This window comes from Moorena sp. SIO3B2, assembly GCF_010692525.1.
GTDB classification, from domain to species: Bacteria; Cyanobacteriota; Cyanobacteriia; order Cyanobacteriales; family Coleofasciculaceae; genus Moorena; species Moorena producens.
Window position 1 is genome coordinate 62,555 of the sequence record NZ_JAAHHE010000023.1, and the last position, 23,509, is coordinate 86,063.

23 protein-coding genes and 2 pseudogenes are annotated in these 23,509 nt (G+C 42.0%); 17 read left to right on the forward strand and 8 right to left on the reverse strand.

The features are described from left to right. Nucleotides 1–242: 242 nt before the first annotated feature. From F6K38_RS08030 to F6K38_RS08045, 4 genes and pseudogenes are all read left to right on the forward strand, one after another. Entirely contained in the window at nt 243–863 is a 621-nt protein-coding gene (locus tag F6K38_RS08030; protein ID WP_008186079.1) for a DUF6088 family protein, read from the forward strand. After that, the gene (locus F6K38_RS08035) at nt 863–1,906 is read left to right on the forward strand and encodes a nucleotidyl transferase AbiEii/AbiGii toxin family protein (protein WP_008186077.1); all 1,044 of its coding nucleotides are present in this window, start codon (nt 863–865) and stop codon (nt 1,904–1,906) included. The genes F6K38_RS08030 and F6K38_RS08035 overlap by 1 nt, the downstream gene beginning before the upstream one ends. 27 nt (nt 1,907–1,933) lie before the next feature. After that, a pseudogene (locus F6K38_RS08040) lies at nt 1,934–2,014 on the forward strand (arsenical resistance protein ArsH); the annotation flags it as partial. A 231-nt stretch (nt 2,015–2,245) separates the two neighbouring features. Beyond that, a complete protein-coding gene (locus F6K38_RS08045; protein WP_008186074.1) occupies nt 2,246–3,904 on the forward strand; it encodes an SUMF1/EgtB/PvdO family nonheme iron enzyme in 1,659 nt (552 codons plus the stop codon). Nucleotides 3,905–4,142: 238 nt separating this feature from the next. Here F6K38_RS08045 and F6K38_RS08050 read toward each other — a convergent pair whose 3' ends face one another. Continuing rightward, on the reverse strand, nt 4,143–6,815 hold the full coding sequence (locus tag F6K38_RS08050; RefSeq protein ID WP_008186072.1) for a DNA translocase FtsK: 2,673 nt from the start codon (nt 6,813–6,815) through the stop codon (nt 4,143–4,145). Nucleotides 6,816–6,821: 6 nt separating this feature from the next. Between F6K38_RS08050 and F6K38_RS08055 the strand changes: the two genes are divergently transcribed. Then, the gene (locus tag F6K38_RS08055) at nt 6,822–6,980 is read left to right on the forward strand and encodes a hypothetical protein (protein ID WP_154659840.1); all 159 of its coding nucleotides are present in this window, start codon (nt 6,822–6,824) and stop codon (nt 6,978–6,980) included. Between the two features lie 62 nt (nt 6,981–7,042). On the opposite strand, the gene F6K38_RS08060 is transcribed toward F6K38_RS08055, so the two are convergent. From F6K38_RS08060 to F6K38_RS08080, 5 genes are all read right to left on the reverse strand, one after another. Beyond that, a complete protein-coding gene (locus F6K38_RS08060) occupies nt 7,043–9,061 on the reverse strand; it encodes an ATP-binding protein (protein ID WP_008186069.1) in 2,019 nt (672 codons plus the stop codon). 101 nt (nt 9,062–9,162) lie between these two features. After that, complete coding sequence (locus tag F6K38_RS08065; protein ID WP_229414577.1) at nt 9,163–10,020, reverse strand: hypothetical protein; 858 nt, start codon at nt 10,018–10,020, stop codon at nt 9,163–9,165. A gap of 674 nt (nt 10,021–10,694) precedes the next feature. Continuing rightward, nucleotides 10,695–10,892 carry a hypothetical protein gene (locus F6K38_RS44115; protein ID WP_044492812.1) on the reverse strand — a complete coding sequence of 66 codons (198 nt, stop codon included), beginning with the start codon at nt 10,890–10,892 and terminating at the stop codon, nt 10,695–10,697. Nucleotides 10,893–11,283: 391 nt separating this feature from the next. Next, the gene (locus tag F6K38_RS08075) at nt 11,284–11,931 is read right to left on the reverse strand and encodes a response regulator (protein ID WP_044492827.1); all 648 of its coding nucleotides are present in this window, start codon (nt 11,929–11,931) and stop codon (nt 11,284–11,286) included. Nucleotides 11,932–12,184: 253 nt separating this feature from the next. Next, nucleotides 12,185–13,423 (reverse strand): sensor histidine kinase, encoded by a 1,239-nt coding sequence (locus F6K38_RS08080; RefSeq protein WP_008182981.1) that lies wholly within the window; start codon nt 13,421–13,423, stop codon nt 12,185–12,187. A 224-nt stretch (nt 13,424–13,647) separates the two neighbouring features. Here F6K38_RS08080 and F6K38_RS08085 point away from each other — a divergent pair, with 224 nt between their 5' ends. Then, complete coding sequence (locus tag F6K38_RS08085) at nt 13,648–14,052, forward strand: Spy/CpxP family protein refolding chaperone (protein ID WP_008182978.1); 405 nt, start codon at nt 13,648–13,650, stop codon at nt 14,050–14,052. A gap of 141 nt (nt 14,053–14,193) precedes the next feature. Here F6K38_RS08085 and F6K38_RS08090 read toward each other — a convergent pair whose 3' ends face one another. Together F6K38_RS08090 and F6K38_RS08095 are read right to left on the reverse strand one after the other, a co-directional pair. Further along, nucleotides 14,194–14,529: a hypothetical protein gene (locus F6K38_RS08090; protein WP_008182976.1), complete on the reverse strand. Its 336-nt coding sequence runs from the start codon at nt 14,527–14,529 to the stop codon at nt 14,194–14,196. Further along, nucleotides 14,526–14,858: a hypothetical protein gene (locus tag F6K38_RS08095; RefSeq protein WP_008182974.1), complete on the reverse strand. Its 333-nt coding sequence runs from the start codon at nt 14,856–14,858 to the stop codon at nt 14,526–14,528. The genes F6K38_RS08090 and F6K38_RS08095 overlap by 4 nt, the downstream gene beginning before the upstream one ends. A 228-nt stretch (nt 14,859–15,086) precedes the next feature. Here F6K38_RS08095 and F6K38_RS08100 point away from each other — a divergent pair, with 228 nt between their 5' ends. The 11 genes and pseudogenes from F6K38_RS08100 to F6K38_RS08150 all read left to right on the forward strand — a co-directional run bounded on the left by F6K38_RS08100 (nt 15,087) and on the right by F6K38_RS08150 (nt 23,474). Continuing rightward, nucleotides 15,087–15,248 carry a hypothetical protein gene (locus F6K38_RS08100; RefSeq protein ID WP_154659758.1) on the forward strand — a complete coding sequence of 54 codons (162 nt, stop codon included), beginning with the start codon at nt 15,087–15,089 and terminating at the stop codon, nt 15,246–15,248. 82 nt (nt 15,249–15,330) lie between these two features. Further along, nucleotides 15,331–15,453 (forward strand): hypothetical protein, encoded by a 123-nt coding sequence (locus F6K38_RS08105; protein WP_267875502.1) that lies wholly within the window; start codon nt 15,331–15,333, stop codon nt 15,451–15,453. Between the two features lie 657 nt (nt 15,454–16,110). Next, the gene (locus tag F6K38_RS08110) at nt 16,111–16,398 is read left to right on the forward strand and encodes a hypothetical protein (RefSeq protein WP_131826834.1); all 288 of its coding nucleotides are present in this window, start codon (nt 16,111–16,113) and stop codon (nt 16,396–16,398) included. After that, nucleotides 16,323–16,526 (forward strand): annotated as a pseudogene (locus tag F6K38_RS08115) (recombinase family protein); the annotation flags it as partial. The gene F6K38_RS08110 and the pseudogene F6K38_RS08115, both read left to right, overlap by 76 nt. Before the next feature lie 105 nt (nt 16,527–16,631). Next, on the forward strand, nt 16,632–17,801 hold the full coding sequence (locus F6K38_RS08120) for a LeuA family protein (protein WP_008182969.1): 1,170 nt from the start codon (nt 16,632–16,634) through the stop codon (nt 17,799–17,801). A 50-nt stretch (nt 17,802–17,851) separates the two neighbouring features. Further along, the gene (locus F6K38_RS08125; protein ID WP_287294275.1) at nt 17,852–18,712 is read left to right on the forward strand and encodes an AAA family ATPase; all 861 of its coding nucleotides are present in this window, start codon (nt 17,852–17,854) and stop codon (nt 18,710–18,712) included. 106 nt (nt 18,713–18,818) lie between these two features. Then, entirely contained in the window at nt 18,819–19,580 is a 762-nt protein-coding gene (locus F6K38_RS08130; protein WP_008182965.1) for a class I SAM-dependent methyltransferase, read from the forward strand. Between the two features lie 599 nt (nt 19,581–20,179). Beyond that, nucleotides 20,180–21,631, forward strand: a complete 1,452-nt coding sequence (locus F6K38_RS08135; RefSeq protein WP_008182961.1) for an MFS transporter — start codon at nt 20,180–20,182, stop codon at nt 21,629–21,631. A gap of 353 nt (nt 21,632–21,984) precedes the next feature. Next, nucleotides 21,985–22,131: a hypothetical protein gene (locus F6K38_RS08140; protein WP_161603151.1), complete on the forward strand. Its 147-nt coding sequence runs from the start codon at nt 21,985–21,987 to the stop codon at nt 22,129–22,131. A gap of 79 nt (nt 22,132–22,210) precedes the next feature. Beyond that, entirely contained in the window at nt 22,211–22,627 is a 417-nt protein-coding gene (locus F6K38_RS08145; RefSeq protein WP_008182959.1) for a helix-turn-helix domain-containing protein, read from the forward strand. Between the two features lie 133 nt (nt 22,628–22,760). Then, nucleotides 22,761–23,474 (forward strand): DUF2259 domain-containing protein, encoded by a 714-nt coding sequence (locus tag F6K38_RS08150; RefSeq protein ID WP_044492821.1) that lies wholly within the window; start codon nt 22,761–22,763, stop codon nt 23,472–23,474. The last annotated feature ends 35 nt before the right edge of the window (nt 23,475–23,509 follow it).

Genomic DNA, 23,509 nt, shown 5'->3' on the forward strand with positions numbered 1-23,509 from the left:
ACCTCAGCCTCACGTCAGATTTACCCCGAATTTGTGTCGGAATAGGGTTGGTTTTCGATTAATCTGACAGTTTTATCGAAGGGTCATAGAACCTATTCTGACAGTTCTACTCACCTTCGTTACCTCAACATCCTGACTTTGGGCAATTAATACACGGTTAGCTGCCTTGAAAAAGTCAGAAATATTGGCTATAATTCTGACAAAATATATTTCGTGAACTTTATATTCATAGCTTTCGTAAGATGCAGGGTATAGCAAAAAAAATCCTGAACAGAGTTCGTGGTCATGGTCGCGGTGGTTGGGTCTGCACACCCAAAGATTTTGTAGATCTCGGCAGTCGTGATGCTGTAGATAAAGCGCTATCTCGTCTGGTGAAACAAGGATTTTTGCGCCGCGTTGGTCGCGGTTTATATGACTATCCACGCACCAGCAATATCTTGAAGCGTCCTGCCCCACCCAACATTGATGCCGTTGTGGAAGCTCTGGCACGTCGGGATGGTATATCAATCATGCCAGATGGCATTGTTGCAGCCCACCAGCTAGGTCTGACCAATGCCGTTCCCGCCCAGAACAGCTACATAACGAATGGTTCGAGCCGAACTTTACAAGTTGGTGGGCGTACCATCAAACTACGTCATGTCTCTCAACGGTTAATGGCATGGGCTAACCGTCCTGGTGCGCCTGTGGTTAGGGCCTTATATTGGCTGGGCGAAAATATCGCTGCTGATAAACATGTGGTTAATACCCTACACAATCGGTTGTCTTCAGACATCAAACAAGATCTCGCAGAAGGTATTAAGCTGTTACCAACGTGGATGACACCCGTTGTACGTCAAGTTAGTAAGGGTGAAGGTGTCTCCTAGTGAATCCAGCATTTGAAGAATTTCTAAATTTACCAGCACAAGACCGTAACGATGTTTTTGAGTCAACAGCGGATTCCCTCAATACCTTGTCTACCTATATAGAAAAGGATTTTTGGGTGTGCCTGGTGCTGGATATCCTTTATAATGGCTTACCCCAGGAACACCCCAGACTATTGTTTAAAGGCGGCACTTCCCTTTCCAAGGTTTATCAACTCATTAGTAGATTTTCCGAGGATGTAGATCTGGTGGTATTCAGGAGCGATCTGGGTTTTGCCGGGGATAACGATCCCTCTGCTCTTGGAATCTCTAGCAAGCGGCGAAAAAAACTAGCGTCCGAACTAAAACAAGCTGCTTCAACGTATATCTGTGGCAAGCTTAAAGATGACTTATCACAAGTTGCTGGGGTAATTTCGCCTGAGAGTCGCATTGTACTCGATGAAGACGATCCAGATAATTCAACCCTGCTATTTCAGTATCCGAGCTTATTTCCATCCGATAGCATTGCTTACGTTCAACCCCGTGTCAAACTAGAAGCAGGCGCACGGTCAGCGCTCGTACCCCATCAAAATCATACTATTACCCCCTATCTATCCGAGATACTTGAAGAATGGAATTTTTCCGTAGCAAATGTAACGACCATCGACCCTCAAAGAACTTTTTGGGATAAAATCATGATATTACATGGTTGGTCTTGTGGTTATCGAGACGAACAACGCCTGCCCAGTGATCGCCAGAGACTGTCACGTCATTATTATGATGTAGCAATAATTTCCCGTCAGGAAGCAGGTAAGACAGCCATTGCCAATCATCAGTTAAGAGAAGATGTACGCCAGTACACCAAAAAACTGTTTAATCGAAGCTGGATGAAATTAGACGAAGCGATTCCCGGCTCTCTAAAACTCTTACCGAAAGGAGAATTACTAAAAGCTCTCATTACTGATTATCAGGCAATGCAGGGCATGATGTTAGGTACTGCTCCACCCTTTGATGAAATCATAGAAGCAATTTCAGCCTTAGAAATAGAAGTTAATCAGGTATCGTGAGAACACTTTGAACTTTTGTCTTTTATAATGACCAGTTTTGACCACCCACCAAGAATTCTATTTTTATATGGTTCTTTGCGAGAACGTTCTTACAGTCGTCTCGTATCAGTAACGGGCAAGATGCCCATTCTACAATCAGTAACGGGCAAGATGCCCATTCTACTTCCATGAAGGCTCGGATTATTATTGCGATTGTACTTGGTGTTTATTTGATATATGGAGTCTATGCTGTCTTAGTTTGGGGTTAGTATAGCGGGTTTCAATTCGGTATAATCAGACTGTAGATACTAAATTAGAGTCAGAAAGTTCTATTTCTCACAGGTCTTGAACTAACCATCAATGAATGCTGGACATACCCCTGGTTATCTCCTTAAAAAAATAAACGAAGCACTGTGTAGTGCGTTTCCTGATAAAACTAAATTAAAAATGATGGTGCGTTATGCATTCAATATAAATCTGAACGAGGTTGCTAGCGGTGGAAATTTACAGGAAATCGTTTACGAATTAATAGATAATTTTGAAAATTCCAATCAGTTAGAAAATTTAATTGATGGAGCACGTAAACAAAATCCAAATAATCTTCAGTTAAAGGCAATCGAGGAAAAATTTAAAATTACCACTAGTTTAGTCAATATATTACGTCCTTTACAAAGGAACTTTATAAAACAAATGCAACAGGCTTACATAGCTTGTTGTCCCGATCGAAAAGATAAAACTCCTGGCAGTTTTTATGATATTATAGAATATTTGGATGATATACATCAACCAACTGATGATGAAAAACTGATTGTCAAATTTGTCGATAATTTATTAGTTAATGGAAATATTACTAAGTCAAAGGCTGAGCAACTAGAGCAATGGTTAGAAAAAAATGCTAAGAACGTTTATAATTTATTATTTTACCAACAAAACATAAATTTACAACCTGATATAATTGTCAAGCCAAATTCGAGTAAAGAAAGTTTAAAACCAGCCAATCCAAAAGGTTCCAATCAGTTTTATCGGGCTGATTTATTAAAGGGATGGTTAACAAAAATGCCACCAATATCAATATTAGTGCTTCTGGTTTATTATCTCACAAACAAACAAAAAGTAAATCCACCAGTAGAGCCAAAAGATTTAAAGCAGTCAGCAGAGGAAGAAGGTTTAAAGCAGTTTCCCTTTAAAGTAGTAACAGTTAACCCTAGAGGAGCAACAATCAAGCGAGAATCCAAGCAAGCAAGTTATTTCACTGAAGATCTGGGGAATGGAGTAGACCTAGATATGGTGTATATCCCAGAAGGAAGCTTCTCAATGGGTTCCCCGGAAACTGAGAAGGAGAGTAATGACAGGGAAAGACCTCAGCACCAAGTAAGCGTCCAACCCTTCTTCCTGGGGAAATATCAGGTAACCCAGGCGCAATGGCGAGCTGTGGCCAACCTACCTAAAATTAAGCGGGACTTAAAGCCATACCCCTCTTACTTTAAAGGAAAGAATCGACCAGTAGAGGGAGTAAACTGGTACGATGCGGTGGAATTTTGCGATCGCCTTTCTGAGTATACAGGAACGGAATACAGATTACCCAGTGAAGCGGAATGGGAATACGCCTGTAGAGCAGGAACTACTACACCATTCCATTATGGAGAGACCATAACCAGTAAATTAACTAATTATGACGCTCCCGATACTTATGCAGAGGAAGCAAAAGGGGAATATCGAGGAGAAACCACCCCAGTAGGACATTTTCCTTACCCCAACGGCTTTGGCTTATACGATATGCACGGCAATGTTTGGGAGTGGTGTGCGGATCCTTACCATGATAATTACGAAGGAGCCCCTAGAGATGGGAGTATCTGGGCAGAATATAATAATCATTATGATTATTATATTCTGCGGGGCGGCTCGTGGTTCTTCGGTCCTGGGAATTGCCGTTCTGCCTGCCGCTTCCGCTATGTCGCGCGCGCTTTCATCTACGGCGTTGTCGGTTTTCGTGTGGCTCGGGGTGTTGGGAGGACTTAGCCCTTTTTCCTTTTTGCACTTTTATACTTTTATATTTTTATACCTTATTTTCGGCGTTGCGTCAGTCTTTGAATTAATAGGAGTAGAGCGGGCATCTTGCCCGCGCGAAAAGATCTCGAACGGGCAAGATGCCCATTCCACAAAACTATTCAAATCATTCCATTATTAAGTAACGCCAACATTTAGGTGCGCTCTCCCTGTTCCCTGTTCCCTGTTCCCTGTTCCCTATTCCCTAAAATCAAGCCAATATAATCCTATCAGCAAACAAACTTTGCAATCGCTCTAACTTACCACCCTTTTGATATAACAAATCTCCTTTACCTAACAAATAAGCTGCTTCAGTGTTGCTGCCACCAAAAATAATCTTTGAATCCGCTTCAGACGCTGTGCGTAAAGCAATTCGCCCTGGTAAATTAGACCGAATAATCGGAGTAACAACTTTCGCTTCTGGTCGTTGAGTAGCAATAATCAAATGAATCCCAGCCGCTCTAGCTTTGGCTCCTAAACGCTTAATACTTAATTCTAAGTCTTTGCGGATTTCTTTTTCTGCCATGAAGTCAGCATATTCATCAAATATACAGACTATCCGAGGTAATGGTAGGTTTTGTTTATTAGTTTGTTTCTGAGTCAATTGCTGATTATAAGCATCCAGGTGAGCACACTTGGCTTGTTCAAATTTCCGGTAACGCTGCTCCATTTCGTCAACTAATTCTGCCATCAGTTCGATAGCGCGATCGCTATCTTTAACGATTGGTGACAGCAACCATGGCATTTCCTCAAATTCTGGGAAAGTGACTCGCTTGGGATCAACCAGAGCAATTTTTAGCTGTTGAGGAGAGTGGTGATAGAGTAGGGATAGCAGAAGCGATCGCAAAAATTCGCTCTTGCCACTTCCCGTTGTGCCCCCTACCAAAAAGTGGCATGTATTGGGATCAGATAAATCCGCTTCTACCAATTTCCCATCTAAATTTACTCCAAGCCCAATCCTGGGAGGATTGCTGGAACTTTGGTGAACCTCGATATAGTCATCAAATCGAGCTACTTCTCTATCCTCATCCTTCCGTGGTAAATCCACACTGACATAGCCAGCTTCAGGAGTAATCAGGGGAGGATTATCCAGACCCAAGTGTACTTGTAAATCCTGGGACCGATTCTGTATATCTCTAACTTTTACGCCACGATGGGGTTTGAGCTTGATCCGGACAAATGCGGGAGCAACTGTTGCGTTGAGATAATCGACACTAATTTTAAAGTCTTCTAGAGTACTCACCAATTTTTTCCCGATCTGATCAGCATCAACAGTTTTCCGGGATGGTGGCTTGACCGGCTTTTGCTTAGTCTCAGGAATTTTGCGGGATGCTGGCTTGACCTGCTCTTGGTCAGTTTTCCCATCCTCAAAAAAGGTTTGACAGGTCTGCTGTTGGGGACAAATGTTGCATAGCTGAAGCTGTCGCGTGGGTGGTGGTGGCTCAAGGTCGCCCTTACCGATTGCTGGAGTGCAATGGTTTTTTATAGTTTCCCCATCTCCCCCCTTTTCCAGCTGGGCAGGTTTCCAACTCAGCCATTGGCGCATCTGTTGTAATTTATGGGGAATGAGCTGATGCACTGTATCCTCTAGCTCTTCCCAGGAATAGTAGTGTTCTTGGAATTCTGGCAAAACGGAATAAACCGCTGCATCGATTGCTACTCCTTTTTCTGTTTGGAGCATGTAACTATAGAGAGCAACTTGAGCTACGTTAGCGGATGGATCTACCGGTTGATAGGTTTTATAGTCTACGACACAATAGCGATCGCGTTCACAGTCAAATATTAAGCTATCGAATTTTCCATTAACTTGTTGCTGGCTCCCATCAGGGAGGGTGAAGTTATAACTCAGGTCTTTTTCTTGAGCAATAAAGGTTTTTCTTATTACTTCTTCTGGCTGACAATAGCGTCGATTAGTAACTAGCAGTTGAGTCCAATGGGGAAATAGTGATGTTAATCCTTGCCACAGTTGAAGTAGGGAGGCTATCTCTAAGTCATCGATTTGAGGGAAAACCACTAGCTCATACAGTAGCGCTTGGATCTTAGAGCTTATCTGGCCTAGGTCTAGCTGACTTGCTGTGGGGGAAAATAAAGCTTGAAATCGGGAATCTTGCTGGAGTGTGTCAGTACACTTTTCACATAGCTGATGGAATACTTTCCCAATCCCTGGTGAGTCGGATGGTGGTATAAATAGGGTTTTTCCACCAAAGTGATGACTCAAATAAAATAAGCGAGGACATTCAATGGCTACCCTAACTTGGGTAACACTGAAGCAAGGGGATTCGGCTTTTTGCGTCCGCAATCTTGGAACCATCTGCTCTCGACTCCAGCTATTTTTATCACTAATTTCTAGTAAGCGCCGATGGACATGGGCTAGATACACTGTGTCCATTTTGGCATAGTTTAGCTGTTTTTGGGTTAGCGGACGTTTTCCCCAATCACTGCTTTGCTCCTCTGTATCGACATTGGCGAAATTGCAAAGTTCTAGCGCTAGTGTTTTTAGTTTATGATTTGATACCTGTAATGGATTAGACAGTTTCTTATTCGTCAGCTTTCTAGCTATTTGATAGGTACAAGTAACATTATTAGCTTGCTCTTTACCCCCTAGATAGCGTAAATCAAAACTAGCGTTGTGAAAGACTTTTTCAATGTTAGGATTAACCATAATATAGTTGACAAAGTCTTTCACTATTTCTGGTTGGTCTAATACATCTAAGATGTAAGCTTTGTCACCATTTATATCCGTCGGATCAGCCAATACCTGAATCAGAGATAGTCTGGGATTAGGGGTATTCCAATCAGCAATTTCCGTATCTAACCAGAGAATTTTTGCTGCTGATAAATTCAGGATTAACTCTCGGATCTGGGCTGGTTGATTCAGGTACATTGGCGCTTGTTATCCGAATTTTTGCTATGGAATTTTGGCTATGGTAGAATAATCTTTAGCGGTCAGCGGTCAGCGGTCAGTCGTCAGCCCTCAGCTGTCAGCCTTTGGCCAATGGCACCTCAAGTAGCACCTCAAGTAGCCCATAAGCTAATATCTGAATGCTGAATGCTGAATGCTGAATGCTGAATGCTGATACGCGACACGCTGATACGCGACACGCTGATAGCTTACGGTACCAAACATACTAATTGTTTTTCTGGGGAACCATCCACAGGTACAAGTTTAATTTTATTTTCCTGAGACAGTTCCTTAATCCCTTGGTGAATTGCTATTTCCTTGATAGACTTAAATTTATTATGAATAGTTTTAATTAAAACGTTATGACCAATAATTTGATTCTGTTTGAGCAGAGTTATTACAAATTCCTTAACCGGCTTTGTAACAACTTGAGTATCGTTAACTTTACTAGGAAAAATCTTCAAATCTTGTAGTAAAGGACAATCCTGCAAAATTCCCGATTTTCGGATTATATCTTGTAACTCTGGCGGTGTTGGTATGGTATCAGCAAGCACTAACTCTTGGGAACAAGCTTGATTAACTAAGCTATGATAAGTGGCTAAGTAATGGACAGAGGAGAGGTCTTCTAATTTAATGTGACTATGGCCAGAACCATTGAATAGTTTGTTGTAGAGTTTGTCCCCCTTGAGACCGCGTTTCCTAACTTGTGTATAGCGAATCAGGTATAAGGTTTGACAGCGATTGCCTTGAATAGCTTTCTCACAGGCATTCATCAGATGATAGAAGCTGTTACCATTAGTAGTTTCTCCCCATACTACTCCGATCCGTTCCTGGGATGATGGCAGTTGGTAACTTAGGGAATCACTGGCAAAACTACCTGACAAAAAGTTTGATTTAACATCTTTGACCTCCAGAGCATCTAACGCCTCTCGTAACATCTTAATCAATTCAGATTCACCCTTTTCTTGGATTCGGGTAATTTTCTGCTCAGTTTTTTTTAATTCTTGTTGCCACTTCAATTTAAATGAAGCTAAGACTTTTTCTGCTCTCGGTATTGATTGGCCAGCGGTATCATTTTGACTAGTTGATTTAGTCTTGGTTGATGGCTCTGAACTATTAAATCCCTGAGTTTTATACCTTTCAATTATCTGGTTTCCCAGGGTCAATGTCTCCCGGGGAGTGGTTTTGCCACCAGGAAATGCTTTTTCTAGGTCTTGCCGAGTTAAAGGATAAATCGGTGAAATGGTTTTGGTTTTTTGGTCAGCTCGCTGATGTAACGGATAGAGTCGGTTTGCCCAGAGGGATTCGGCTTGCTCTAGGGTAATCCTTTTGAGCAGAATTTTATGATTAAGTCTAGCAATATTAGCGGGTTTAATTTGTTTTTGATTGCGCTTCAAAGTATTAGTAATCATGCTGATTATAATCAGCATGTTATTGGGATAGCGAGTATGAAGGGTAGAGTTGACATTAAACAGAGCTTCTAGATCCAGATAACCATCGGGCAAACGAGGGATATTATCCAATTGGTCAAAACACAGCACAATCGGCTTGGTGGATTCAGAAATTCTCCCGAAGTTGATTAAGATGTTCTGAGCATCGTCTTCATTATCTATAGAGCCTCTGACCCGAAGGGTTTGCAGGTCATCTTCATCCAAATCTTCTCCCCTTAACCATTGATAAGCCAGGTAATCCCGTTCTGGATTAGTTAGCTCATAAAGCACTCCAAAAAACTCTTTATTTCTATGAATTCCGGTTGGATAGGTAGCTCTGAGGTCACCAATCAGCCGTTGTCGCTCATTCAAAAGCCAGCTAGTTTTTTTAAAGGCCGGGAGACTCTTTAGCCACAGCAGCAACTGAGACTCTTTTTCCCCTTCTGGGACTTGGACCAGACTGTCAACGGTTTCCCTAAGGATATAGCGCCAGATGCGATCGCTATTTGCCCAAGGACCAATATAAGCAAAAAAGGCTTTTTGATTGAACTGCTGTTTGAGCCGTTTTAATAGATAACTTTTCCCCGCACCAGGATCACCAGCCAGTAAGATAGTGCGGGGTCGATGGTCTTGAGTCACCGCACTGAGGGTGGTGGTTATCTGATTAATTTCATCTTGATGAATCGATGTGACATTAACAGCCCCATTGTCTGGATCTTCCCAAAAATTACCCGTAATACAGGTTACGGGGTCAAACGGATTTGGAGCTTGTTTAATTATTTCCTGGATCGTTGCCATCTCTAAAATTCCATCTATAGTTTGGAAAAGGATAGAGGATTAACAATTGGGAAGTCTGGGGTTAGTGTATTATACTTTGTATCCTACTTTAGGATCATACTTTACTGCACCATAATGAAAAATAGCCTCCCCCCGGTATTTTGAGGAATACCAGCTTCAATTTGTTCCTCTGTATACATATTGGCTTCTTCCAAAGCACTCAGATCAATTTTATCTTCTGCTTGCAAGCTATACAGTGCTTTATCTAATTCTTCCCTAGACAAAGGGGGTTGTAACTTTTGGCGCAAATGAAACAGTGGCAAATAGTTTTCTGTACCCAGTTCTTGGTCTAAATTCTTGATAATTTGTAATATTTCTTCATTAGTAGGGGGATTGACTAGAGCTGAGATTGTAGTTGTTGAGTTTGGTAGCTGTTTCCGCAGGAAATCGATGTAATCCGCTAGCATGGTTTTAGACAGATTGATATTGCCACGACCAACGGGTTTATAATTATTTAAGAGGTACTCAATACCTGCTTCAGTAATCCAGACATCTTTGAATTTAGTTTCTGCTACTGTGATATAGCCCTGCTCTATCAAACTGTCCATGATTTCCTTGCGGGTCTTAGCAGGCTTGACGTTTGTCTTGGCCGGAGTAGTCGGTTCTGTTTCACAGGCTTTAAGAATTTTGCGCTCTTTCGTGCTCAGTTGTGAGTCAGCCTGATCTTGGTTTAGGAGTTCCTTGCCTGCATCAGTGATCTGAATTTTCGTGATTTCTGTATTAGACTCAATCAAATTGCGATCGCATAACGCCTGACAAATTCGATCTCGTTCCCCCGCTGAGGTTTTAGAATTGGGCTTGGCTTCCGTAATCGTTGCCCGATAATCCGGTTTGCTCAGTAGCTTCAGTAAAAATTTTAGTTGGCTGACTTCCAGTTCAATAGCTTCCATGTTGATTGTCGTTACCTCACTTTTGTTCAAGATTAACCTAACTGTATTCCCTATAACCACGTAGTAGTCAAGGATTTCCGCAATAGATTCTACTGTCAGCCCTCAGCGGACGGGCGATCAGCCCTTAACTATCAGCCCTGAGCAGAATTCTTATTATATAAGCCTTTCGCTACTTTTCAATAGTATCTTTATTTACGTTGTACCATACTAGGCTGAATGCTTACCGACATCAGACTTATCTCAAGTCTGGTTGAATACCCATCATTAAGGGGGCGGGGGCGCGGGGAGGATGGGAGGTTTGGGGAGATGGGGAGATGGGGAGATTTCGATTAAGGGTAATTATCCTGACATCATATCAGCTGAAGGCCGCGATTAGATTAGTATTCAGGGAAAATCCTCAAAACGCTGATACCCGAAATTCTGATAGCTGACGACCGAAGCGAAAGCATTCAGCTATCAGCCGTGAGCCCAAGGCTCACGCTTCGCGAACAGCCGTCAGCGTTACGTCACAGGCATTAAGCCTATGCCACAAAGTACCGATCTAGTAGCGTGGCCATTCCCGTAGCGTGGCTCAAAGGCCAAGGCTGATACGCGACACGCTGATACGCGACACGCTGATAGCTGAATGCTTAGCTACAGTCAATTTTCTTACCCCTACTCCCTACTCCCTACTCCCTACTCCCTACTCCCTACTCCCTATTCCCTTAATAACGTCGAGTTTTCTGAACCCCATAAACTAGACCTGTACCAATCGATAACAAGATCAATAGCCACAGGATACCACCAGGAAGAAAGGTAAGAATACCAAAACCTCTGAGCAAGTAAACCATAACGGTGATAGCGAGAAGAGCGCCAAAAAAGTAGGCAATTATCAAAGTTTCAGATTGAGAAGAGGAACTCATATATAGTAAAGGGAACAGGGAACAGGGAACAGGGAACAGGGAGCAGGGAACAGGGAACAGTAATAAATATTTTGATGTTATCAGAAATCAGCAATATTGTTTATGAGCTATTTATAAGTGCTACTTTATAGCAGTCCTATCTGATTCGTGAAATAAATTTGCTGCTTTAAGGCAGGAGGCAGAAGGCAGAAGTCAGATCATAAGGGAAAAAGAGCTATTTTTTAACAAGTCCAGTGATTTTACAAATGATTTAAGATTGCTATAGGTGGGAACAGCTTTTGAATAAAAGAGGCAAGGATTGCTTTAATCTCTGTTACGTCTGCTGTCAGGAATTCATAAAGCTGACAGCTGACAGCTGACGGCTGACAGCTTACAAATGCTAGCTCAATAATCAGTTATCATTAAAATTTACAAACATGGAGTTTGCTAAAATTGCTGCTTGAGTGCGATCGCGTACATTCAACCGACTCAAAATATGAGTAACGTGGTTTTTCACGGTCTTTTCAGAAATATACAACGTCTGAGCAATCTCTCGGTTGCTAGCACCGGTAGCAATTAGTCGTAAAATTTCCTGCTCTCTGGGAGTTAGTTCATCCCAACCCGGAGGTGGACTCGGAGTTGGGTCTCGCATTTGAGCAGCGACTTTTCTGCCTATACCAGGGCCTAACTGAGTATAACCTTTTTGCACCGCTCGAATTGACTGGGCTAATTCTTCTGGAGGGGTATCCTTCAGCAAATATCCGGCTGCTCCGCACTGTATGGCTTGGGTAACGTACTGGTCATCATCAAAGGTAGTTAGTACTAATACCTTTGTATCTGGGAATTGCTGACAAATTTCCCGAGTGGCAGCGACGCCATCCATGACAGGCATCCGAATATCCATTAGTATAACATCTGGCTGTAAAGTTTTTACCAAACTAATTGCAGTTTGTCCATTCTCGGCTTCACCGACTACCTGTAAGTCTTCTTCTAACTTCAGCAAGGCTTTTAATCCACGCCGAATTAGACTCTGGTCATCTACGAGTAAAATACGAATCATCATTAATAAAGTTATCAGCTGTCAGCTGAAAATCAACCTCAAATGGGATAATTTAATAGTTCGAGATTAATGAAAATTGAAAGTCTGGGTAAAAGCTCATGTAAGCATAAACTGATAGCTGATAGCTGACCGCTGATTGCTGACCGCTGATTGCTGATAACTGATTGCTGATAACTGATTGCTGATTGCTGATTGCTGATTGCTGATTGCTGATTGCTGATTGCTGATTGCTGATTGCTGATTGCTATATAAATTAAACCTTTGGTAAGGGAAAATGAGCGATAATTTTGCAGCCAGCTCCTGGTGCTGTCTCAATTTTAAAGGTTCCTCCTAAGGCTTGGGTGCGTTCTCGCATTCCTTGTAAACCAAAACCGGTTGTGTTCTGGTTGAGGGAAAATCCAATGCCGTTGTCTTTAATAATTAATTGTAAATCTGTTGCTGTCTGAATTTGGATGTCTACTTCAGTAGGTTTAGCATATTTAAAGATATTTGTCAACCCTTCTTGGACAATACGGTAAACTGCGATTTTGATGTCGCCAGGGATTGAACGCTTTAGGTTAAGATGGTATGTGGGTGAGATGGCTGTGGACTTTTGGAAGTCGTCGATTAGGGATGCGATCGCATTTTCTAGAGATTGCTCTTGTAAAGGATTTAAACGCAAGGAAGCAACGGATTGACGTACATCCTTCAGAGCAGTTTTACCCAGTTGTTTCGCTTCTAATATAAATTCTTTGGCTTCAGCCGGGTCAGATTGTAATAGTCTTAAAGCTGCTTCCAAGTGTAAATTGAATACAGTTAAAGAATGTCCTAAGGAGTCATGAATTTCCCGAGCAATACGGTTACGTTCTTGCAGCGTAGCAATATCTTCAATCCGGAGGGCATATTGACGCAGTTGAGCATTAGCCTGTGCCAGGTCTTCCCGACTTTTTCGTTCTGATAGTACAGCATCCACTAATAGCTGCAAAACGATTAAAACCAATACAAATATCAAGACAGAACTCAATAAGATAAATAGTAATCGCTCCGGAATCAACCCTGTCGGTGGTGGTCTGAACACAGGAGGTGGTCTAAAGGGAGGACGATGCCTCAGAGCATGATGCTGAAATCGAACCATTTGCCTCATTAGGAATAATATCAGCGCAAATCCAGTCATCACTAAGCGACCTTGGAACTCAAAGATAAAACAGTTGCGAACAACTAATATAATTAACATCAGTTGCAACAGCCGAATGTGTCCCACTATGGACGCTAAGAGAATTACCCCAATTTCGGCGGCGGTGTAAAGTATCTTATAAATAGGCTGATTTGTTGGTAATCTCAATCCCATTAACCCAAATACTCCCAGGAAAACAAGATTGAGTAGTGGCGACCTAGGTAGCGGGGGAAAAGGAAGTTTTAGTAATTCCACCAAAGCGGTAATGATCAGCAGTATCCACTCCAGGTAGAGCAGAAATCGAATTGGGTGGTTAGTAATGTGAATAGGATGGCGCATTCACGATTCTTGTAAACAACCAATAACAAACAACCAACAACCTTAATCCATGTGTCGAAGGTAACGCAAGACCCATTGGTCATATCTAGCCCAGGACTAAAGTCCTAGAGGAATTCAGGTCTTTTGCCTCATGTGGTTTCACCCTCTCCGTTTTTAGGATAGAGACATCAAACAGAAATCAGATCACAAAATACATACTTATAAATAGCTAAAGAGTGAACATCATGAACATCAAACGCTTTTCTCTATTTGCAGGTATCGCAGCAATTACCCTCACTACTTTTCCCATGGCAGTTAACGCCGAAGGAATGCCTCCATTTTTATCCAAACTTAACCTTACTAACCAGCAAAAAGAGCAGTTTGAAAACATCCGTAACAATACTGAAGCTAAAATTGAGGATATTCTCACTCCCGAGCAACAACGGCGGTTCCAAACTATAAAAACACTGCGCCGTCAACTCCGAGAAGCAAGGGAGGGTATGAATCTCTCTCAAGAGCAGCGAGACCAAATGCGCGAGATTCACAAGTCAGCACGAGAAGATATGAGGGGTATTCTCACCGAGGAACAGCGCCAACAAATTCGTCAAGAAATGCGCTCACGTCGAGGTAAGCGCGGATTTGGAAGGTGATTTTTCTAGGAATAGATTATCTCTTGGAATACAAATTACCAACTCTCTCGATCTAACTTGTTACTTGTCAATTGTTAATCTAAAAACCATTAACAATTGACAAGTTTTCTTGTAAGCATTCAGCTATCAGCGGTCAAGCTGTCAGCACTGATCGTGATTTGGGGGACAGAGCATGTTCCGCAGTTCTAAGGCCAAAGGCCACGCTACGCGAACGGGAATCTCCTCAAAGTGCTCCAACAAAAAATCCATCAGAGCCAGATGACGCAAATCCGATGGTTGAGGCCGCAGATAATTACGACCCCGGCTAAACCAGCGCCCCACTGTCGCTACCGAACGGGAGCAAATCATGGCCATCATTGAGTGAGTCACGGGCCATTTGCTGTAGAATTCCTTTGGTGTCATCCCGAGTTGACAGGAGCTGTATTGTTTAATTAGCTCTTGCTTGGCCTGAGTTAAGGAAGCATCAGGTTTGTTCATGATGCCACCTCCAGCGCTAAAGAAAGCAAATGGTTTTCCCAGGCTATATCTGTTACTCCTTGGTGATGTTGAAAGCCATGGAGATAGGGAGCTAGCCAGCTAGGGTTGAGACTGGTAGTGAGTTGCTGAATTAGCACTGCAGCAATAGCATCAGCTTCAATAGGCTGGATCGGTAGCCTGGTATGGAAGCCAGTTTCACTGCAATGGCTGAGCTTCGCGAGTAATTCAGTGATGCCAAAATCCCTAAGAGCTTGCTGATATCCATCGACCTGGGCTTTGGCACAACTTGGGTTGTGTGTCTGTGGATCCTTCTTTGGATAATTTTTCATTATTCTCGAAGGAGAGAGTTTTAAAGGGAAAAGAATACCCCGTCCTCTTAGGTCGGGGATGAATTTTAAATAGTGTTAATATAAAAAATAAGGGTCTCAAAAAAAAACTGGGTATTGACCCTACCAGCTACCGACCGTGCGGGGGAAAGTTACGCCCAGGTCGATAACAGCCAATTAGGTTGTGCCTGGGAATCCCTATTCCTGCGACGGATGGGGAAGTTCAAATAAGTGGCCTTCTTGATTGCAAGAGCCAGTGGCAGACCTTGCCGGGCAAAGCTATGGGTCTGGCATCTCGCTCCCGGTTGGTTACGGCTCGTCTCGGTGGGCTTGCTGTATCAACCTATTTATGATATTATGGTAATTTTAGCCAAATATCAAGTATTTGCCTGAAATTTGCTATAGCGCTACCCATTTGGCTTATCGGTGCGCCAATGCAATAGTTTTTTGGAAACTTGGAACCGAGGCGCTGATCATGGCATTGACCATAGGTCAAGCTACGGGATGCTCCAAAAGAGCCGCTACGCGATTGGCCGTAGGCCACGCTAAAAGCGATGCTCCAAAAGAGCCGCTACGCGATCGCATTTACTGTAATTAGTCATTAATACGATTAGCCACAGATGTCGCCACCCATTTGACTTATCGGTGCGCCAATGCAATAGTTTTTTGGAACTGCTCAAAGGGTAGAGATTACCACTACTGTTATCCAGGTTAATCAGAAGGTAATTTGCAACAATCTCAAGGGGAGTGCAACGCTGTTGATTATCGTAAAACGAGGCTCTCAAAACACTTATGGTCATACAAAGGAAGTCAATAGACCATCTAGAGTAATGTATCCCCCGGATCATCCCCTACATTGTGCAGGGCAAATCATTCTAGAGTAAGAAGATGTAGATTGAAGCTGGGGAGGTTAAAAACTATATATTTGCTCAAACAGAGCATTTATAAAGTAAAAATTCAGGAAATAGGCGATCGCCACCAACCTATTTTAAGATTTATGAAGAAAAATGCTTTCCCCATGAAGCTGGGGAAGTATTGAGGATATGGAAGAATGTCTAGCTTGAACCAGATGTTGGTCTTGGGTGAGGATAGTGGTACTAATTTGACTAGTAAGTGAGTCAAGTATGTAGTGAACACTTATAAGCAATCAAGCCAAGTGAATCTGGGCTTCAAGTTTTACCTCGACACTGGGTTGTAGAGCTGAATTGAGAGATAAATCTAAGCTTAGTTATACCTTAGGAGATACTAATATAACATGGGATATCGATATATTGGTACAGATATTGACGGACCCAGGTTCAATCCAGAGCAACTGTATGTTCGGAATAGAAACCTGAACGACTTGATTGGTAATTTTTCATTTTCAGGGACTATCTATCCTGACTGCCTGACACATCTTAGAAAATGGCAGTCATCAAGGGGTGCAGTGCTTCGAGGGAATACGAGTAAACCAGATTCGGTCGTAGTAATGCTGCCAGACCCGGTTTACAACAAGCCCTATCCATCGCCCGAACTGGAGATGTACTGGTGGTGTGGCGTTTAGACCGGTTGGGACGCTCACTCAAAGATTTAATTGAGATGGTCGAAACCCTGTCTAACAGAGGCATCGAGCTACAAAGCCTCACAGAAGCCATTGCCACTGACCCCAGTAGTGGTAAACTGATTTTCCATGCTCATATTGAAAACGACTGCATTTAATTCTATGATGCCCTCAAGCCTGGAAGCAAGTTTTGACTACGCTTAGTTAATTACCAGAAAAGGATATTTTTTAACTTAATGTTGCAGATTCTTGACTCTACCCTAAGAGAAGGAGAACAAACTCCTGGTGTTTATTTTTCCCCTGAAACCAAGTTATTAATTGCTCAACTTTTAGATCGAATTGGTATTGATATTATTGAAGTAGGAAATCCTGCTGTTGATCCTGAAATTTGTGAAGCTGTAGCCTTGGTTTCTAATGCGGGATTGAATGCTAAGATTGGTGCTCACTCTCTTTGTCGCATCGATCATGTTCAAAAAGCATTAGATTGTAAAATCGATTTTTTGGGTATCTTCTTGAGTGTTGCCAATCACCGTTTAGAGCGTGACTACCAAATTACAATCGAAAATGCCATTGAGCAAGTGGTGGAAGTTATTGGCTATGCCAAAGCACAAAACCCAAACCTATTAATTCGCTATACACCAGAAGATACGACACGTACCTCAATCGAACAAGTTATTGAAGTAGCAAGCGCTGCGGTACAAGCAGGCGCAGATATTATTAGCATCGCAGACACAACAGGATATGCTACTCCATTTAAGAACGATCGCAGTTACTCGTATTTTGTCAAAACTTTGAAGGAAAAACTAGCTGGACAACAGCTATATCCTAAAATTGCTGTTCATTGTCACAATGATAGAGGTTTAGCACTGGCTAATGCTCTTGATGCTTACCAGGCTGGAGCAGACATTATCGATGTAACTGTGATGGGGTTAGGAGAACGTGCTGGTATTGTTGATTTAGCAACATTGTTGGTCAATTTGGGCGAGATGGTTGAATCAGAATTGCCTTGGGAGTTTAACTATCTTAAGGATCTATACCATATTGTGAGTGAATATTCCCATATTTCAATTCCGCCTATTTTACCCATTATGGGAAAAAATGCGTTCACTCACTATGCTGGGGTTCACGTCAAAGCAATTGCTAAAGATCCGATGCTTTACCAAAGTTTAGCTCTTGCTAGTTTGACAAACAAAAATAACTTAGCATTAGGAATGCAATCGGGCAGAGCTTCAGTTGAGTTAGCTCTGGAACAAATTGGTCAAGAGGGAGTGACCAATAATAGGGTTTTAATGAATTGCATTCTCAATGAGGTTAAAGTGCTGGCTAAACGAGGGACTGGTATTGATATTGACAACGAATTGCCCCACATAGTTAATCAATGTTTTGCTTTTGATAATTGTGAATAATATTCTCACTTTGAGTGAAGAATGCTTAGGTCTATAACACTTTACTAATAATGCCATTAAACCAAAAACAAACTAAGTCTATAGAGTCTATAGAGTTGAGCTCTGGGATTAGATACGGATTATCAGCGGTTGATGGCTGGCTGCCGCTTGTTGAACAGCCCTTGTTTATTTTAGTTGGGTTGACGGGAGTCGGTAAAAGTACACTTATCAATGCTTTATCCGATACAGAGCTAAACTTTACGCTGTTTCCTAATCGTCGTACTTTAACTGATAAATTTATTATTCCGACGGTGATGCAGATCGATGGAGCAGAAAAAGAAGATGATATTACCTGCCGTGTTACACGCTTCTCCTATACCCGTCGCTATAAGGAACTTTTTCCTGAGGGAATAGTCCATATTTTGAGCAAATTACAGATTAATCCGTCTCAACTTTGCTTTCCGCTACTTTTTGATGGTTTGCGAGGAAAGCAGGAGGTAAAATACGCAATCAAAATTCTACCAAAAGCTAAGTTTTTAGTTTTGGAAGCTCCTAACTATGTCCGATTGGAACGCCTGTTAACTCGTAAGGATTTGTTTGATCGCATTGCGCAATCTAGCCCAATAAAATCTAATTACAATGAAAATAAAATCAGTAGTTTTGCTGAATTAGGGATACCAGAGTATAGCAATCTTTTTGCCCATGAACAAACACAAGAGATCCTAGCAAAAGTGAATAAAGGTTACTTTTCCATACATGAATTACGAGATTGCTTAAAGATTATTGTTGCAGAAAAATGCAACTATAATCCATACGAAACTAGATCCATTTTAGAAGATTTAGCCCCAAGTCGAACTCTGTTCATTAATACAACTGGCTATGCTCCTCACTTGATTGCACAAGAGGTTCAGTGTTTTATCTCGTCTGGTTGAGGGTATCATCAAGCTAGAGCATCGGTTAAGAAACCGGGTTGCTAGAGAATACTGAACCGGCGGGTCTTGGCGTCGGAGGAGAGCGAAAGTTCGTAGGAGAAGAAACTTGGTCAAACAATTTAAGGACTATTTCTCGAAGCAAGCAGATAATTATGCAAACTATAGACCTCATTATCCAGAAGCTTTATTCGAGTATTTAGCTACTCAAGTCACCGAATGTAAAGCTGCTTGGGATTGTGCAACTGGTAATGGTCAAGTAGCCTTGGGATTAACATCTCATTTTCAAAAAATTTATGCTACAGATGCTAGCGAAAAGCAAATTAGTTATGCATTTAATCATGATAAGATTAAATATTCTTTGGCAGTTGCAGAAAAAGTTGGGCTAGCGAATCAATCTATAGATTTAATAACTGTTGCCGAAGCAGTTCATTGGTTTAATCTGGAAGAATTTTATCAGGAAGTTCAGCGGATTTCTAAGCCTGGAGGAATTATTGCTATCTGGGGATACTGGTATTTTAATTTGCTCCGAGAAGAAGAACATTTGAAGCAAATGTTGAGAGATTTTTTTACTACTGTCTTTGACCAGTTTGGAGCTGAAGAAATAAAACTACTTATTCAAAAGTATCAAACCATTCCTTTCCCTTTTGCTGAGTTAAAAACACCTATTTTCACAATGGAATGCCAATGGAACATGGAAGAATTCCTTGGATATTTGAATAGTGTGTCTGCTGTTCAAAAAATGATTTATGTTCAATCCCACGAACCAATGTTAGAATTCTCCAAGCGTCTAGTCAAGGCTTGGGGCGATCCCGAGAGGAAAATTTTATTTCAATGGCCATTACACATGAGAGTTGGTCGGATAAATTAAAATTTCTGTCGGTGCCCGATAAATATTAGAGCAGGGCTGTTTCATTCTAAATTGCAATATTTTATGCATTGACGAGGATACGTCTTTTCAGCCTTCGAGCATTCAGGTATGTGATGGCTGAAAGCCTTTAAACTCGTTACCTAGATCCAGAATGAAATAACCCTGGATGCCACCCTATGGAACAGGACTATTCCTCTGTGCACGTAGCTCTGCAATGGTTGCTCATCTTCTGGAGCAAAAAGATAAACCTCCTTTTGGTGCCACGAGTAAAGAGCTTCGTAAATGGTATAGTCAATGGTATGGTCCAATGGCTGTTGGTGTAGACTGAGCCTAAATTATTTGTGCAACTCTTCTGGAGGATAAGCGCTAAAATTACTGGATAAGTAGGTGGGCATAAATAAACGTTAAAACTCCGAATTCCAGAATGAAGCTGGAAAACTGTAGTCAAGATGTTTTAAACATTGTGACTATCAATCGCTATTTGACGGATAATTAAACCCACCTACTTAGTAAAGAATTGAATAAGCTTTTGTTGTACAACTCATTTAGGATTGATCTAGTAAGTACCAAAGAGCCAAAATAACTATTTGTGAGAGCATATGAAAAGTCAAGAAGCCAGTGAAACAGCTATCTCTAAACAATGGTGGGTCTTATTGGCTGTGAGTTTAGGAACGTTTCTGTTCTCCCTAGATGTTCATATTGTCAATTTGGCTTTGCCAACACTGGTAGAAGATTTGCATAGCGACTTTGCCACTGTTGAATGGGTTCCTATGAGTTATTTTCTGGTGCTGGCGATCCTGGTGCTTTGTGTGGCTCGCTTGGGGGATATGTGGAGCAAGAAATGGCTCTATATGATCGGACTCGCAGCATTTACCATAAGTTCATTGATCTGTGGAATCGCCACTACAATTAACTTATTGATTGCAGCACGTATATTTCAGGGAATCGGGGCTGTGTTTATTGCAGTCCTAGCGCCCGTGATCGCGACTGAAGTGTTCCCTGATGCCAAGCGAGGACTAGCCCTGGGGATTATTACTAGCACGGGTTGGGTGGGCGTATCATTGGGACCGACGGCAGGAGGAGTGCTGATAGAGCACTTGGGTTGGCGTTCAGTTTTCTTGGTTAATGTGCCAATTTGTTCCATCGGCATAGTGTTAGCGATGCTGGCAGTTCCCAGGGGCAGTAGCAATAGGTCAGATGCGGATTTTGATTTTTGGGGAGCATTGATTTTAGCGATAACGTTAACTTGTTTATTCCTGGGAATAACACGCATACAAGGAGAGGATTTAGATGGCAAAATAACCTGGGTTTTATTTGTGATCGCGGTAATGGGTTGCGTTAGTTTTTTGTGGTCTCAGAAGCAATCAGATCGACCATTGCTGAACCTGAGTTTATTTCGATCGCGGGAATTAAGTTTCCGTCTACTGCTAAGTTTAATTTACTATGCTTTTGCCACTGCTGTCATGTTCATTTTGCCCTTTTTTATAAAACTCGTTAAGCATTATTCCGAACAACAAGTAGGATTATTGATAGCGGTGCTGCCTATATTAGCAATCTGTGTAGGTACTGTAGCTGGATACCTGGCCGATCGTTTTGGCGAAAGAAGCATTAGTACGATCGGAATGACATTATTACTGATCGGCTGCTTGACAATCAGCACCTTTAGCCAAGAGTTGACGGTTAAGGGCTATTTATTGCGCATGCTCCCCTTTGGAATCGGTTGCGGTTTTTTCCAACCTTCTAACCAAAGTGCGATTATGGGCAGCATACCTCCACAATATCTCAGTGTTGCCTCTGGACTCTGGTTCTTTTCACAAGCCTTAGGTCAGGTTATGGGTATAACGCTGATTGGAATTCTGTTTTCCCGCTTATCTGCTAGCCAACTCCCAGTAGACACCCAATTTTCAGTGACAACAGCGCCAGTTGAGGCTTTAGTGTTTGGAGAACAAGTAAGTTTTCGCATTGTCTCTGCAATTCTTGTGATTGGGCTAGTTATATGTGGATTCCTATGGCAGCGGCAAAATCAAAGGCTAAGAATAAATCGGACTTAATTAGTTTTAATATCATGTCCGGTTGAATACTTACACTAGGCGGAAATCGAAGGCAGAAGTAAAAGAGTAAGGTGTAATCCCAGAAGGTTTTTTATCACTAATTATCCGGACATGATATTATTATTTTATCAAAAAACTATCTCCCCTATGGATTTATCGGTGCGCCAATGCAATAGTTTTTTGGAAACCCAGAACTAGGCGCTTTGACTGATAATGGGATTGACTATAGGTCACCCTACGCGAACGCATTTACTGTAGCTAATAATTAACTTTGATGTGGCCACCCACAGTCATTATTGATGCGTCAATGCAATAGTTTTTTGGAAAGCCGCAACGGAGGCGCTTTGCCTCGAATGCGATTGATCATAGGTCACGCTACGGGATGCTCCAAAAGAGCCGCTACGCGATTGGCCGTAGGCCACGCTAAAAGCGAACGCACTATACAGAATTTTTTCCCTGCTCCCTGCTCCCTGCTCCCTGCACCTAGACCTAGTAATTAATACCTAAAATCCTATTCCTTGCATCTTCTCCAAAATTCTGTTATATTAACAGTATCGTTAACGCAATGGTTAACCACCCATGATGATTTCTACCGCACAAGCCGCCGATTTACTAGGTGTTTCCGCCACTCGCGTCCGTTACCTTCTGAGCAAAGGCAGAGTGAAAGGAGCCTATAAAGTGGGTAGAACTTGGGTGATTCCTCTGTTTGATGGCATGCCAGTAGTTACTCCTGGCACTCGCGGTCCAAAGCGGAACTGGTCAAAGCGCAGAGAGTACACTAAGGCTGTGATTCATGTTAATCAAAGGGTAATTCGGAAAAATCTCACGACGGGAGAGCGCAACCCTGTGATTACCGTCAAACGAGGCTCTCAAAACACTTATGGTCATACCGTGGAAGTCAATGGGCCCTGTCGAGTGATGTATCGCCCCGATGATCCCCTCAAATGTGGAGCAAGGGTGTGGATTGAGACTATCTCTGATTTTAAAGTTATTTGATTTGGTAACAGCTTACCTGACTAGACATCTACCTGATTAGACTAGGAAACGCTATACTCCAGAGAAACATCCTCACTGGTATGGAAAATACCAATTAAAGGATTAGGGAAGTCGAAAGGGTATGGGTGATCGGATGAAACGCTTTTATTTATATTCAAGTTTGTTGATTGCTAGCTTCTTCCTACTATTGCTTGGGGAGGAGGGATTAGCACTTATTGTCAAAACCAATCGTCGATTGTCAGGTTTTTCCGTAGATAGCCGCAACTATATTTATCTGGAAAGTGCTAGAAACCATGTCACAAAGGTTCCTACTGCCAAAATCCAAATTATCGATGTAGCCACTAACGCTTGTGTCAAGAAGGGTTGTCTAGAAACTAACTATAACTACTCGGATTCCAATCTCACTCCTAAAGACGCTGAAGATAGCTTACTAAGGAAAACCCAAAGAATAAGACGGAGCTTAGGACTCAATCAACTAAAAGTAGGACTAAAACTGCCAATTATTGAGCGTTCCATTGAACCTAATGGCACTGAGACGGTTAAGGTCTTGGTGGATAAAGAAAAAGACCCACTAGAGATTCGTTTAGAACAAATTTATATTCCCTCGGTTTTATCTGGAGGAATGTCTGATATAGACCGGGCTTCAATGCAGCTAGTCATGAATTACAATTATCGCCAACTGACCCTAGGTAAACTGAACAATTACCGTGAAGCTATCAGGAAATATTCCATCAGAGAAGTTCGTTTATCCCCCAATAGACAGAACATAGTTGTACTGATCAATCTCCACCAAGCCACCTATAACGCTGACTTTCAGACAACCTTTGTTCAGAGTTTTCCCATCTAAACTACGTAGCATTCAGCCGTCAGCTGTCAGCCGTG

Coding starts and splice junctions, on each gene's coding strand:
- F6K38_RS08120 (WP_008182969.1), top strand. CDS start 16,632: ATGTTGCAGATTCTTGACTCTACCCTAAGAGAAGGAGAACAAACTCCT.
- F6K38_RS08080 (WP_008182981.1), bottom strand. CDS start 13,423: ATGCGCCATCCTATTCACATTACTAACCACCCAATTCGATTTCTGCTC.
- F6K38_RS08075 (WP_044492827.1), bottom strand. CDS start 11,931: ATGATTCGTATTTTACTCGTAGATGACCAGAGTCTAATTCGGCGTGGA.
- F6K38_RS08110 (WP_131826834.1), top strand. CDS start 16,111: ATGGGATATCGATATATTGGTACAGATATTGACGGACCCAGGTTCAAT.
- F6K38_RS08135 (WP_008182961.1), top strand. CDS start 20,180: ATGAAAAGTCAAGAAGCCAGTGAAACAGCTATCTCTAAACAATGGTGG.
- F6K38_RS08150 (WP_044492821.1), top strand. CDS start 22,761: ATGAAACGCTTTTATTTATATTCAAGTTTGTTGATTGCTAGCTTCTTC.
- F6K38_RS08140 (WP_161603151.1), top strand. CDS start 21,985: ATGCGATTGATCATAGGTCACGCTACGGGATGCTCCAAAAGAGCCGCT.
- F6K38_RS08105 (WP_267875502.1), top strand. CDS start 15,331: ATGGCATTGACCATAGGTCAAGCTACGGGATGCTCCAAAAGAGCCGCT.
- F6K38_RS08125 (WP_287294275.1), top strand. CDS start 17,852: ATGCCATTAAACCAAAAACAAACTAAGTCTATAGAGTCTATAGAGTTG.
- F6K38_RS44115 (WP_044492812.1), bottom strand. CDS start 10,892: ATGAGTTCCTCTTCTCAATCTGAAACTTTGATAATTGCCTACTTTTTT.
- F6K38_RS08030 (WP_008186079.1), top strand. CDS start 243: ATGCAGGGTATAGCAAAAAAAATCCTGAACAGAGTTCGTGGTCATGGT.
- F6K38_RS08095 (WP_008182974.1), bottom strand. CDS start 14,858: ATGAAAAATTATCCAAAGAAGGATCCACAGACACACAACCCAAGTTGT.
- F6K38_RS08090 (WP_008182976.1), bottom strand. CDS start 14,529: ATGAACAAACCTGATGCTTCCTTAACTCAGGCCAAGCAAGAGCTAATT.
- F6K38_RS08145 (WP_008182959.1), top strand. CDS start 22,211: ATGATGATTTCTACCGCACAAGCCGCCGATTTACTAGGTGTTTCCGCC.
- F6K38_RS08045 (WP_008186074.1), top strand. CDS start 2,246: ATGAATGCTGGACATACCCCTGGTTATCTCCTTAAAAAAATAAACGAA.
- F6K38_RS08050 (WP_008186072.1), bottom strand. CDS start 6,815: ATGTACCTGAATCAACCAGCCCAGATCCGAGAGTTAATCCTGAATTTA.
- F6K38_RS08060 (WP_008186069.1), bottom strand. CDS start 9,061: ATGGCAACGATCCAGGAAATAATTAAACAAGCTCCAAATCCGTTTGAC.
- F6K38_RS08085 (WP_008182978.1), top strand. CDS start 13,648: ATGAACATCAAACGCTTTTCTCTATTTGCAGGTATCGCAGCAATTACC.